Here is a 13634-nt window from a genome sequence, read left to right as displayed (position 1 = left end):
TAAAATAATTACTTTACGCCTTCTTTAATCCAGGATTTATCTTTTCTCTCCTTGAGGTAATAATCAAACCATTCCTCTATTTTGTGGCTGAGATCTTTCTGGTTATTAGGTTTTAATATGACGTGCTTTTCATCGGGGTACAGTAGCATAATATTCTTTTTCCCCAGTCTGCGCAGGGCTAAATGAAATGCCACACTTTGATGCCAGTCCACATGTTGGTCTTCTTTTCCTGTCCATAATAATAATGGAGTTTCAATAGAACTCGCATTCGCAACTGGTGAATTTCTTGTGTACATTGAAGGGTCTTCGAAAGGAGTTTTTCCTAACCGCCATTGCTCACTTTGAAAACGATACATGTCAGGTCTTCCTGTATCCCAGCCAACAGTCAAATAGAAACTAGTTAAATCCGTTGCCGTAGCTCCAGCAACTGCAGTTGCAAATATATTGGTTTGAGTAATAATAAAGGCACTTTCATAACCCCCAAAAGAGTGTCCAATTAGTCCAATTTTTTTTGGGTCCACTAAACCGAGTTTGATTATTTCTTTGGTTGCAGATACCGTACAATCTACAGCATTGAATCCTACTTTTCCTTGCTCATGTACAATATCAGGACAAAGCACAAAATAGTCTTTTGACGTAAAAACAGTTCGGTTATATCCGGCTTGCATCAATAGGCTAGGATTGTGGTAAAAGTGAATTTTATCGGATTGCTTCTCATAGACATTAACAATCATTGGATATTTTTTTTGGGGATCATAATTAGCCGGATAATATAAAACTGCTTTTAGTTCCTGTCCATTGGAATTGCGAAAGGAAATTAGCTTTGAGGTTCCCCAGTGGTATTTTGACTGTTGCGGATTACTTTCGAAAAAAGGTTTTGGTATTTCGGTTTTTTTTTGAAACATCAAGCGAGGCGAGAGGTCTGATTGCTGTTCCTGATAGACATATACCTGCTGATCCTTGATATAGTGCATTTGATCAATGTAGCTGTCTTTATAAACAATTGGCTTTTCTCCAAAATTACTGTTCCACTTGAAGTAGCCTGTTTTTTGATCAGCACCTGCCGCACTTAAAATTAGCTCATGGTCGAGATCGATAGTTTTACTTTTATTTCCGTCAAAATTAGATTTAAAAAGATCATTATCGGCGAGTGACGCAATTCTGAAGGTTATTTGCTTTTCCCTCCCATGTGTAAGCCTCTTACTAGCGGTGCCATCGGATTTTATGGACCATAAATCATATTGATCGTAAACAATTAAGTTTTCATCATTTTTACTCCATCCCACAGTTCCATACGCAGCGGTTCCGTCAAGGATATGAATTTTTCCAGAAAAGGACGTATTGCTGTTTTTAGTTACGTTTTGATGTGTTCTTTTTGCAATATCATACACCCACCAATGAGCGTCCTTAAAATAGGCAATGTATTTTCCAGAAGGTGAGGGTAAAAGATATTTACTGAAGGATTTGTGTTTTTGAAGTAGAATTTCTGTTTCTCCGGTTTTTAAGTTCATGATATAAAAATCCCTTGGGCCTTCGTATTCAAATTGAGGCTCATATTCTTTTGGGTTGGATAGAATGGCAAAATCCTGATTACCTGACAGCATCACTTTTGGTAATGCAGGAGACGAAATTGATTTTATACGTTTAAGATGTGGATACCATAACGCTAATGTAACCTTTGCGTTTGGTTGGCTTTTTATTTTCTCAAAAGGATAAATCCATTTAGCATTGCCATTCCAAACTTCGACATTATCAGCCGTTTTTTTTTGTTCTTGTTCCGATTGGGGACAGAGCCCAAAAAAGACACTTAGTCCATCAGAGGATATTGTTAAAGGGTACACCATTTTTCTATCCAAGATTTTATCCGTTGGAAAATCCTTCTGAGTTGTAGGATTCAATTCCTGTAAAGCATTATATTTTACATTATAGAAATACAGTTTAGTATCATCAGAATCTGAAAGATTAAAGGTATAAAAGGCGATTGATTTGCCGAGTTCATGCCAGGTAAAATAACGGAAATGATTCGAACTGTTTTCGACAATCCAGTTTATTGCATTGCGGTTTCCCAAGTGGAGTAAACCAATGGAGTGCTTTAAATTTTTCATTTTCGTAAAAACGAGTTCCTTTTTACTAGGATCCATCTTAAAATTTTGAACATCATTAATAGTGTCAGTTGCGTCGGTCTTCAGATTTATAATTTTCAGTACCTGTTCTTCTTTACTGAGTAGGACAATCTGGTTCGTTTCTATAGAATAATCGTAGTGGCTTACTGGAGGATAAATCCGCTGTTTTCCAGTGACTAAATTTAAAATTCGTAAAGCTCCTTTGTCATCCATACAAACAAAATGATTTGTTCCGGCGAAAAGCGAATTTTTTCCAGATGGGAAATCGAATTTTTTACTCGTTTCTGTATTGCTCACAAACAAAGTATCAGCACCTTTTTCATAGCGCATGCTATAACTGGACCATTTTCCATTTGATGCTACCTTATCAAGATTTAATTTTCCCCATAAATGATAGTCAGATTCCATGAGCTGTTTTTTTTGCACCACCTGCCCCCAAATAGGACAGGTTGAAAATGCAAAAATCAATACTAAAAGTAAAATGAGTTTTAAATTCAGCTGGAAGTGTTTTCCTATTTTGAGTTTCTCTCGAACGGAAATAGTTTGGATTATCATACTATAAATTTTAATAGCCATTATTTTGAGGACGTAGGTTAGGATTTACACTCAGTTCATTTTGAGGCAACGGAAATAAAACATCGGTTGAATTCCAACCAGCTTTGGTAGCAGACAACACGGAATCAATTTTTCCAAAGCGTTTCAAATCAAAAAATCGATGTCCATATTCGGTAAATAATTCCCATCTTCTTTCCTGCAGTACTGCATTTAAAATTTCTGGTTGTGTAACAGCAGTTGTTTCATTTAATCCTGCACGTTTTCTAATCTTGTTAAGATCTTCTTTTGCCCCAATCAAATCGCCCTGTTGTGCTCTTGCTTCCGCTCGGATCAAATATTGCTCGGATAAACGAAACACAATCGAATATTCTACGGAAGCGGCCGTTGGATTAAATGCTTTGTATTTATATGGATGATGCCATATATCGCTGCCTTTTGATACAGCTTTAGTCCAGTTACTCTTTCTTAAGTCAGAACTAGTGAACGAGTTTATCAGGTTATCAGATAACGCCACCATCGTCGGAGGACCCGAAAGGAAGATAAATGAGGCAGCTTCATCGGTATTTTTACCAGCTGTGGCAGGTTGCAGTTGCCAAATGGCTTCTTTTGAATTTTTAAGGAAAACAGTACTGATCGCATTTTCAAGAAAATAGAAATTTGTGGCATTTAAAACTGCAGACGAGGCATTGGCAGCTTCCGCCCAGGCTCCATCGTAAAGATATACCCTTGCTAAAAGTGATTTAGCTACAAATTGATTTGGACGAATCCTCTCAGGACCGTCATATTGTTGTGACAATAGATTTATTGCTGTATCTAAGTCTGAAATTACCTGTGTATAAACTTCATTTACAGTATTTTTTTTAACTGTAGTATTACTTTGATAATCTGTAGTTAGGATATAAGGAATTTCACCATAAAGATTTGTGAGATAAAAATGCAGCAGCGCCCTGATAAAGAGCGCCTCCCCCGTAAGCTGCTCTTTTTGTTTTACAGATAGTTTAGCACTCTTCTGAACACCCTCCATTACAGCATTGGCAGCGAAAATTTGATTATAAGAACTATTCCAATAGCTAGAAATTGAAGTGTTAGCCGGTAGGAGCGTATTGAAGTAAAATGGCAGAGCAGGTCCCCCCGGAGCAGAGTAGCAAGTAAATTCATCAGTATAATTTGCTAATTGATAGGAAAGACCTGCTGAAGTGCCAGTCAATAGACCTTGGTCTCTAATCTTTGAATAAACATCAGTTAAGGCACCTTCGGCCGTGGCATATTCATCGAATACTGTAACGGTCGTCAGTTGTGATTTTGGCAGTTCCACTTCCACAAATGAATCACATGACGTTATACAAAGTAATACTAACGCTTCTGGAAATACCAACCAGTTGCGATGTTTAAAAGTCGGTGTTAGTTTTATTGTTTTCATAGTTGTACAGTTAGAAAGTGAGTTGAATTCCTGCAGTTATAATTTTTAAAGGAGGTAGAAAGCCAGCAGTTATAAATTCAGGATCTCCATCTTTATAGCTACTCAAAGTCAGCAGGTTTTGACCCTGAAAAATGATTTGACATTTTGTATTTTGGATAACGAGGGGCAAATCATAAGATAATGCAATGTTTTTCAGCCGTATAAAAGAGGCATCAGTTAGTATACCAGTACTTTGATTGTATAGCGAACTCGCAGTCACTGCTGCACTATTTGCTCCAGTTGTATAGATTTGTTCAGTGGCATCGTCTCCCAGTTGTTGCCAACTGTCAGCCATTCGGGCAGGCTGATTGGTCATTTGTCCTGCAAATCCGATGGTGTAATTGCGTTTTTCCTGTTTTACAAATTGAAAAAGAAAGTCCAATTTCCAGTTTTTGTAACGCAACTGGTTTTGGATTCCTCCAAAATACTGAGGATTTAGATCTACAGCAGTTTGTTTATCGTTCGGAAAGGTGATAGCACCATCGCTATTAATGTCTTTAAATTGATAAACTCCTTTTTGTGGGTCGATACCAGTGTATTCGTAAAGTAATTCAATGTTCAAAGGTTGACCAATACGATACTTTTGACTGTTAGTGGATGTTTCTAAACCGGGGTATCGTAAGAGTTTATTCTGAGCAAATGTAAGATTCAAATTGGTTGTCCAATTAAAATTTTTAGTATTAAAATTAACCGTCCGTAAGGTAAATTCCCAGCCTGAATTTTCTACGGTAGCGTCTAGATTGGCCTGTAGGGTCTGGAATCCTGTTGTACCAGGCAAAGGTATACCTACAAGTTGATTGGAAGATCGATTTTGGTACCAGGCCGCTGTTAGAAATAGTCGATCATTGAAAAATCCCGCCTCTATAGCAGCTTCCAATTTTTTGTTAATCTCCCATCCAAAGTTGGGATTAAAGAGTCTTGAAGGTTGCAATCCTACATTGGAATCATAAAGAATACCTGTGGAAGTATAAGTGTTTAAGAACTGGTAATCCCCAATTTGATCGTTTCCTGTAGTACCGTAACTGGCCCGAAGCTTTCCAAAGCTAAGCCAGCTGTTTTCTTTTAGAAAATTTTCTTTAGAAAATAGCCAAGCCATACCAATGGCACCAAAAGTAGCAAACTGTTTGCCAGGGCCAAAACGACTGGAACCATCGCGTCTTCCTGTAAAATTGAAAAGATAACGTTCCTTCCAATTGTAATTTATTCTTCCAAAAAAAGCTTGGTATTTGTATTGTGTATCGTCACTAAAAAGAACACGAGCAGTTGTTGCTGAGGCTAAATCATAAAGGAGACTGTTCGATGTGAAACCACTACCAAATTGGTAAAGACGGGTTGTGTTTTGATTTTGGAAGGTTCCTCCTAAAAGCACTCCAATTTTACTTGTGCCTAATTCCTTTTCCCAATTTAGTTGAGGTTCTATAATCCAAGACTGTCGATTGGTAGTGTTGAAGTAGATACTTGAATTGCTGCTTGTCAAATTAAAGGATGGATTGTAAATAGTGGAGGGTGAGGTTCGGGTTTCGGTATGTCTTAAATCTGTAAACCCAAAATTGCTTTTTAAAATAATATTTGGAAAAAGTTCATACGATACTACCGCATTCGATACCAAGTCATTCGTTTTGGATTTAAATTTAGCGACCATAAAGCGCAAAGGATTTTGCCAAGTGCCATTTTCCCAATTGAGTTTGCCGTCTTCATTATAAAGTGCTGGTGCATTTGGGGCTAGAGAACGAGAGCTTGCGGTCAGGTCGAAAGCCGGCTGGTCATTATTCTGGAGATTATATCCCGTCGAAAAAGTGAATTTGAATTTATTATCCTCAGAGCTATGGTTCATATTAAATTGAGCACCACCTTTTTTATAGATAAAATCGCTCGGGAACACAGTAGTTTCTGTATGATAGGTACTGCTCAGTAAAAACTGCGTTTTATTAGAGCCTCCAGAAAGCACACCTTGCACATCGTTAAATTGTGCTGTACCTCCAATAAATTCTTTTTGCCAGTCGGTATAACGGTTTTGATCCCATGTACCGTTTACATCGTAGGCAGATTGAGGATAGGTCGTGATACGGTCGTTACTGAAAGCCTGACGGCGCATAGCTAAATACTGCTCGGTATTCATTAGTTTCATGAATTTAGTTACCGTTCCAACGCCGGTTGTCGATTTAACGTTGACGGTCGTTTTTCCCGACTTTCCTCTTTTAGTGGTAATGAGCACCACACCATTCGCACCCTTGGAACCATAAATGGCAGTAGCATCCGCATCTTTTAGCACCTCAATGCTTTCAATAGTTGCAGGATTAATACTGTTTAAAGGACTGGTAACCGATGGAAATGTGGAAGCCGTTTGATTGTAACCAATAGGGTCAGTGGCGTAAGGAACACCATCAATAATATATAAGGGCGCATTTCCATCGGTTCGAATACTGTTTTGCCCTCGTATTTTAATATCAAATCCACCACCTGGTACGCCAGTGGTTTGTATTATACTCACTCCAGCCATACGACCTTGCATGGCGGCTAGCACATTAGTGACCGGTTGGGTTTCGATGGCTGCGGCGGTTATTCGGGCAATGCTTCCCGTGCGTTCACTTTCTTTAACGGAATAGTAACCGGCATTAATTTTGACTTCCTGCAACGCAGTGGCATCCTCTTGCATCTGAATATCTAAAAGGGAGCGACCATTAATGGGTATTGTAATGGTTTTAAAGCCGATGAACGTAAAAACAACAATATCGTTGGGCGATGCTGTCAGGGTATATTTTCCATTCACGTCAGAGATAGCTCCAGATGTAGCTTTTCCTTTTATGGAAATGGTAACGCCGGGTAATGGGCTTGTGCCATCAGTAATGGTACCGCTTATTTGAATTTCTTGAAGTGGAGACTGCATTTGCCGTAGTCTTTTGTTGGCTAGAGCAGGGGTGTAGGATAGTGAGAACCCAAAAAGAATCAGGTACCAAAAAGCCGAACCGCCCTTGTAAAATGAAATATTTTTCATAATATTGGTATAGTTAAATGAAACGTTAGTTTTGTTAGCGATGGTCCTCTATACTAGTTTGCTGACGGGTTAGAGGGCCTTTTTTGTGATTTTGAGGTGAGAAGTAAACGGGGCGTTAACTAGTCTCACTTTTTGTTATTTTTTTTCTATCATAGGCATCCTTTTAATTAAATTGTTATATTTCTCAGTATGTTTTTTATTCAAAAACTATAATCTAACAGGCATTAAGTTCGCATAAAACCGTCGCAACCAGAAAGCCAAAAGAATATAAGTGTTATAAATGCAACTATTAATACAGCTATTATTAATCTGTAGTATTTCATTGTATTAATTTTTTGGATGTTAAAAAACCAATCCTATAGCAACTGCTATTGTCTGAAATTGTGTTATGGAAAATAAGGATTTATTTTCATGAACAGCTGTAAAACCTTTGTAGGAAGAAATAGTTTTTATGATAATGATTTTTAGATGAAACGTTATATTTGTGAAATTGAGTCCTCAATTCAACAAAAAGAAGAATAATAAGGCTTTTTTTTCTTGTTTTTTATTTTGTCATAAGCAACGAATTTTAAGGTTAAAAAATAACCTGCACCTTTATTATAACTAACTCAAATTAAATTATGTCCATTTATATTCAAAAGGGTTTTTCGGTGCAGGTGTTTAATAAGGAATCAATTATACAATCATAAGCATACATTGTTTAGAGTTAATGAAATAATATTAAAAAATGCGAGACTCGAAAATGAAGATATATCGCTAAGAATGAAGTTGAGTAATGCCAAAATAGTGGCAAAAAAAATGGCATGGAACTCAGCTTATCGTATCAGAGGTACTGGTATACCGGGGAACAATAAGTGAGCCCACGCCATGGGACGTGAGCATCATACTTATCTTCTCGTTCCTATAAATTACCAGTTTTCTGATACGAGATTCTAAGCGAATGCTTCAAATATTGTAAATGAAGAAACGCAAATGTATATATAATTAAAGCAAATATAATAATAAAAAAGTTATCGTGGGTATTTAAACCCACATTATTTTTTTTAAAAGTGATGAACTTGCTTCATTCAATTAATAATGATGGGCAATACACAGAGGAAAAATGATTTTCAAGTACTTTTTGGGAAACAACTTGAAAAACAACGCACAATAAGAAACCTTAGCTATCGGCAATTAGCTCAAAGATGTGATTTGGACTATAGCGATATAAGTAAAATGGAAAAAGGAGAAAGAAATATTAAGTTATCTTCTATTTTACAATTATCTAAAGGACTTAATATCCATCCTAAAGAATTATTTGAATTTGAGTTTTTATTAGAAGAAGAATAATTCGATTATATCTAAGATTAGTTTAAAAATTGAAGAATTCCAATTTGTTTTTTGGTCAAATATAAAAAACCTCAGATTTAACACTAAACATCATTTGAGTAAGTTTTAAAATGTAGTTCAGTTCTCATGTTTACCAAATTATTTAAAAATGGAAAAAAGAGTTGATAGTTTAGTTTTCAGGAGAATGTCTCATGCAGATTTTAGGCACATTAATAAAGTTGGAGGAGAAGAAGAAGGAGGAGGAGGACAATCTTACATTGATTTTCCGGTAAGAGATATTGAACTACAAGTTTGGTATGATTTTTTAGGTCCGAATTCAGGAATAGGAGCTGGGGATAGACCTCAATGGGATTTTAAAATAAATAGTTTCGGCATTAATCAAGTCAATGATTTAAGAATCTATCAAAGAAGGGAAGCTTCTGTTAGTATTGCTTCTCAAAAGATACATAGTAGATTAGCTAACAGGGTTCCTGCATGGCATCCAACGAATGGATTCCCTGAAGATTATGACCATGTTCAACAAAATCTTGTATTATATATTGCTAAGACGATACATCGAGAATATTGGGCGGGATGGTTCCTTGAAGACCAAATTCCAGCTAATTGGCTTGGAAATTCACAGTTAAAAAGAATGTTCACTGAGGAATCGGCAGGCTATATTAAATTTATAAACAAGATGTTTGTAGAAACTACTAAAAACGATTGGCCGTTTTATTTTAATGCGGAATCGATTGTTAGCGATATTCCAACAGCTGAAGATATTGAAGATGAATTAGTTTTAGAAGATACATCACCAAGACTTCAAGAATTGATATCTAGTGGACAAGAAATTCAGCTTGTCACTAGATTTATTCAAATTAGAAAAAGAAACAATGCACTTGTTAAAAATCTGAAAAGATTATATGGAGGACAATGTCAAATCACAGGGGAAGAATTTACTTTTCTTAAAACAAATGGAGAATTGTATTCGGAAGTACATCATTTAATAGCACTTGGGAATAGCGGTTCAGATTCATATGCTAATACTATCGTTGTCAGTCCGATGGTTCATCGAATGTTGCATTTTGCAAAGGTTTCAGAAATTGATTTGAGTAAAATAGTTGATAATAAGCTTAAAATACAAATAAATGATAAGGACTATGAAATAAAATGGCATCATCATCACTTAGATGTAGTTAAAGATGTATTGGATAGTTAATGCTTTTCTATATGAATTAGATACTCATGTAACGTTGGCTTTTTAGTGCTATCGTTACTCTTGAATCGTTTATATTCAATATTTTTTCTATTAACTTTTCCAAATTGAGAAAGGAAAGTTGTTAATTCACTTATAGGTATCAGTCCATCCTCACTATAACTAATTAGGATATGTCTACAGTTTACTCCTTGTATAATCTTTGTGAATGAATCTCTGATTTTTACTTTGGAACAAAAATTCGAGTACTGGTCTCTCCAAGGTCTTAACCCGCTCTCTCCAATAGCCTCAGGAAAATCTTCTCTTGCAATAGTTTCTAAAATATGGTAATTTGCGGCATATTGTCTTTTGATATAGGGTGGATCAATGTAGCAAACATCTCCAGATAAACTTGAGGCTAATTCTTCTGCATAACCCAAAGAAATAGTATGTCCTTCAATTGAACCGATTGTGGAAAACTTACTTGGTTTTAAAACTAAATGACTTTCCGCTCTTTTTACAAATTTTGAGAGGTAATGACCATAAGTTCCTGCAATATTAGCCACATCATTTGTTGCCATTATAAGATCATGAATTAATAACGAGTGTTCGTCAGCTGTAATGATATTATTGTTCTTTAAAACTTTTATTTCGTTCCTAATTGAATCGATTTTTGAAGCATTTTCAGAAGTAAAATATTTTCTTGGTTTACTCGTATTGGATGTACTGCCTTCTGGAGAAAACTCGTTAAAAAAATATCCTTTCGTTGGTTTTAATTTATTTAAATAATCTAAAACTAACTCATAATTGTTAATAGAAATATCTTTCTTAATCTCTGAGATATTGTTTACTCCATTAAATTTAGGAGCGCAATTCATTAACAAATGGAACTTTAAATGATGGTAGGAATATGTCATTACATCAAGAGCCGAAACACTAAATCCATTTTCACGTAAAGCGAGTGAAAACAATCCTGTCCCAGCCATTAAGTCAATTATATGTTTTGCATTCTTGTCAATTTCTAAAATTTCAGAAATGATGATCTCTGATAGTTTATCTTTAGAACCTATATATCTATATCCCATTTATGTTAAATATTTCTTTCACGTCGCAATTTAAAAGACGTTTGATAGGTATCAATTGTTGACAATTATTCAATGTTTCAAAAATTATATGATAGTCTGATTCGTTAAGACTAAACAAATCGGCAACTATTCTCTCAATAAACAAATCGGTCTTTTTCGATAAGTTTTTTTCAGAGGAATGATTAACTTCATTGAAAATTAAATTTGTTACTTTTTTTACTGCTTTTTGAATTTTTATATCATCAAAATCCAATATCGGAAATGGCAAATTCATCAGAGCATTTTGTGTCATATATGGATGAGTTCTCCATTCATTCTCTCCGTATTTTTTTATTAAATAATAAGTCATTGCCCTTGAATTTAAAAATGACAAAACGAATTCTAAAGTCAAAACATTTTCAAACTCTTTTTTCAATTTTAGGATATAAACAACTTGATTAGTTACAGAATCCTCATAATCAATACTTGCTGTTATTCCAATTCCCGTTTTTCTGACAAGTATTTTAGTTTTTTGATATGAACTTAAATTTTTATAATTTATACCCTTTTTGGATAAATCAATATAAGATTTTGACTTACTTGTATATCTAAATAAATCCTCACCAACTTTTAATTTAATACTATTTGGGGTTGAAAATGGGTTTATTATTTTTTCAGATTTAGTTTCATTCAAATCTAATACGTTCTTGCAATTATTACATTTTGGATTTTTAGATCTTGGAAATGGCATCCAATAAGCACAATAATTGCATTGACACACGATTCCTTTTTTTGAAAGTTCTGCTCCTCTTTTACTAACTACAAAATTGTTAAGAAGTCTACTATTACTTTTAAGTTTAGAAACTAAGTCTTGTTCTTCGAACTTTAAGTCAATGTCAAACAAATAATTTTTGTTTTCAAGAAATCTTTTCTGTAATACCTTGTGAGATATTTCGTCTTCAACTTCTTCTAGTGTAGTTTCATTTGAAATAACCATTTTCTTGTAATCAGATGTCAAACGAAAACAATCTACTAAATGATCTTTTTTAGGAGTTCTATTTTCCCCAATTAATACAACACAGGCCCTATTTATTTCTGGAAAAATTTTCTCTCCTAATCTCGCTATTAAATGGATGGTGGTTTTCTTTGAAACTAATTCTCTAAATTTTGTCTGTTCTTGACTAAATACAGAATCAGGCAAAATCAATCCATATATTCCCTGTTTACTTAAATTTCTCAAAATTGTCTCAAAGAATAAATCAAAAATATCAAATTGTCCTTTTGATAAGGTAAAGTTTGAATTTAGGTCCATTAATTTGTATCCATTTATATCAGACCCCCACGGTGGATTACTTAGTGCTATATTATAACCTGATTGGCAGTTTGTTTCTTCTTTTAATTTTTCCCAACCCTTTTCTGATCTTGTAAAATCAAATGGAAATAAAGCATCAGTATTTATAAAATGAGATTTAATTTTTAATTTTAATCGTTCTAATTTTAATTTAGAATTAGATATTGCATTAGAGTCTTTGTCAATACCAACAATTTTTGGCAAAGAAACTTCACTATTATTAAGCTCTAAAATAAAATTTCTTATCAATTCACTATCTCCACATGCAGGGTCAATTAAACTTGAAATTTTACGATTAGTTCCCCAATATTTAATAACCTTTTTTGATAGATATTCTGCAAGAAATGAGGGCGTGTAAAAAATACCCTCATTTTTTCTTTTATCTATGCTATAATTTTCAATGGTTACCATTTATTTTAGGAGGTGTTTTTTAAAAATTTGTTTTTATTAATTTACAAAAATACAGTTTTAAAATCATTTATAAAGCCGTCAAAAGTTAAGAATAATTTGTGAAATAGTCAGAATTCCGAAAACATTATGCACTACTATAGTAATCAGTAATTTAGGTAAACTCGAAACGATGGATTTAAAATGCATGACTCATATGATTATCAAGATTTAAATATCAACTACCTCTATGTTAACTATTCCCCTTGTAAAGGTATTTTCGTTTATTAAATATTCAAGAGTACGCTTAAAATTTCTAATTTCCCTTTCTTCCAAAATTAGTTCCTTTACGTTTTTTCCAATGTGCTGCTTTTTCGAATAAAGCTCTATTGCTTTATTTAGTGCATTCAAAGTAAAAGGAATATCAACTAGATGTAATTCACCATTAACTGCTTTGGAAACATCAACTGAAAAATCATAATCCCGAATGTCTTTGCGTGCAACGTTTAACTTCCCCCAACCACCATTTAACCTTTTCGCCTTGACCTTAGAAAACATATCATCGCTTAAATCATTTGGTATTAATACCGTGAATTTTAAATCCTGAATTTGGAATTTTTCATTCCCTACTAAAGTAAATTTTCTTTTTTTAGCTTTATCTTCAAGTAAACGTTCAACCGTTCTAACAACAAAATTGCTAAAGTAACCATATGCCAGTGCAGTAGAAGGCAAAAGTCCTAAATCGAAAGTTTTCTCTTTATTTTCAATATGTTTCTTAATTTCTTCTATACGATCTGTAATTACCTTATCAAGAGCATGATCTCCTATATTAGGTATAAATGGAAGAGTTATTCCAGATAAATCAGAAGGAATTTTGATATTCTCTTCCAAAATGTAAAAAACTCTCGTGTGTCCAAGTCCCCCGGTGAACAATCCGAATTCAAACAGAACATTATCACGTCCCGTTTTTTGTTTTTTGCTTCTAGATACTGTTACGTCATCAGCGGTGGCAATTAATATTGCATAATCATAAAAAGCAATTTGACCTGTTAAATTTTCAAAATTGCTTTTCCCAATTTCGAAAGCTCTAGTCCAAAGCATACAATCAGCAAACCCTTCTAATTGTTTAACTATCTCCTCTGCTATATTTTTCCCCTCACTAGAAGAGCCTACAAATATATTTGGTGTAAAATCCAT

8 protein-coding genes are annotated in these 13634 nt (G+C 34.4%); 2 read left to right on the top strand and 6 right to left on the bottom strand.

Annotated elements, in window-relative coordinates:
• Positions 1–8: 8 nt before the first annotated feature.
• From IWX80_RS12635 to IWX80_RS12625, 3 genes are all read right to left on the bottom strand, one after another.
• A complete protein-coding gene (locus IWX80_RS12635; RefSeq protein WP_196853734.1) occupies positions 9–2531 on the bottom strand; it encodes a S9 family peptidase in 2523 nt (840 codons plus the stop codon).
• Between the two features lie 157 nt (positions 2532–2688).
• A complete protein-coding gene (locus IWX80_RS12630) occupies positions 2689–4098 on the bottom strand; it encodes a RagB/SusD family nutrient uptake outer membrane protein (protein ID WP_196853733.1) in 1410 nt (469 codons plus the stop codon).
• A gap of 10 nt (positions 4099–4108) precedes the next feature.
• On the bottom strand, positions 4109–7132 hold the full coding sequence (locus tag IWX80_RS12625) for a SusC/RagA family TonB-linked outer membrane protein (protein WP_196853732.1): 3024 nt from the start codon (positions 7130–7132) through the stop codon (positions 4109–4111).
• A gap of 1077 nt (positions 7133–8209) precedes the next feature.
• On the opposite strand from IWX80_RS12625, the gene IWX80_RS12620 reads away from it, so the two are divergent.
• Positions 8210–8461, top strand: a complete 252-nt coding sequence (locus IWX80_RS12620; RefSeq protein WP_334682355.1) for a helix-turn-helix domain-containing protein — start codon at positions 8210–8212, stop codon at positions 8459–8461.
• 148 nt (positions 8462–8609) lie between these two features.
• Positions 8610–9659: an HNH endonuclease gene (locus IWX80_RS12615; RefSeq protein ID WP_196853731.1), complete on the top strand. Its 1050-nt coding sequence runs from the start codon at positions 8610–8612 to the stop codon at positions 9657–9659.
• Here IWX80_RS12615 and IWX80_RS12610 read toward each other — a convergent pair.
• From IWX80_RS12610 to IWX80_RS12600, 3 genes are all read right to left on the bottom strand, one after another.
• A complete protein-coding gene (locus tag IWX80_RS12610) occupies positions 9656–10720 on the bottom strand; it encodes a DNA adenine methylase (RefSeq protein ID WP_196853730.1) in 1065 nt (354 codons plus the stop codon). The two genes, IWX80_RS12615 and IWX80_RS12610, sit on opposite strands and share 4 nt — an antisense overlap.
• On the bottom strand, positions 10710–12461 hold the full coding sequence (locus IWX80_RS12605; protein WP_196853729.1) for an Eco57I restriction-modification methylase domain-containing protein: 1752 nt from the start codon (positions 12459–12461) through the stop codon (positions 10710–10712). Before IWX80_RS12605 ends, IWX80_RS12610 begins: the two co-directional genes overlap by 11 nt.
• A gap of 207 nt (positions 12462–12668) precedes the next feature.
• Positions 12669–13634 (bottom strand): STING domain-containing protein, encoded by a 966-nt coding sequence (locus IWX80_RS12600; RefSeq protein WP_196853728.1) that lies wholly within the window; start codon positions 13632–13634, stop codon positions 12669–12671.

The sequence above is a fragment of the Flavobacterium sp. CAN_S2 genome (genome assembly GCF_015752255.1).
Classification (GTDB): Bacteria; Bacteroidota; Bacteroidia; order Flavobacteriales; family Flavobacteriaceae; genus Flavobacterium.
This window is presented reverse-complemented; position numbering and strand designations above follow the sequence as displayed.

Coding starts and splice junctions, on each gene's coding strand:
- IWX80_RS12635 (WP_196853734.1), bottom strand. CDS start 2,531: ATGGAATCTGACTATCATTTATGGGGAAAATTAAATCTTGATAAGGTA.
- IWX80_RS12630 (WP_196853733.1), bottom strand. CDS start 4,098: ATGAAAACAATAAAACTAACACCGACTTTTAAACATCGCAACTGGTTG.
- IWX80_RS12625 (WP_196853732.1), bottom strand. CDS start 7,132: ATGAAAAATATTTCATTTTACAAGGGCGGTTCGGCTTTTTGGTACCTG.
- IWX80_RS12620 (WP_334682355.1), top strand. CDS start 8,210: ATGATGGGCAATACACAGAGGAAAAATGATTTTCAAGTACTTTTTGGG.
- IWX80_RS12615 (WP_196853731.1), top strand. CDS start 8,610: ATGGAAAAAAGAGTTGATAGTTTAGTTTTCAGGAGAATGTCTCATGCA.
- IWX80_RS12610 (WP_196853730.1), bottom strand. CDS start 10,720: ATGGGATATAGATATATAGGTTCTAAAGATAAACTATCAGAGATCATC.
- IWX80_RS12605 (WP_196853729.1), bottom strand. CDS start 12,461: ATGGTAACCATTGAAAATTATAGCATAGATAAAAGAAAAAATGAGGGT.
- IWX80_RS12600 (WP_196853728.1), bottom strand. CDS start 13,634: ATGGATTTTACACCAAATATATTTGTAGGCTCTTCTAGTGAGGGGAAA.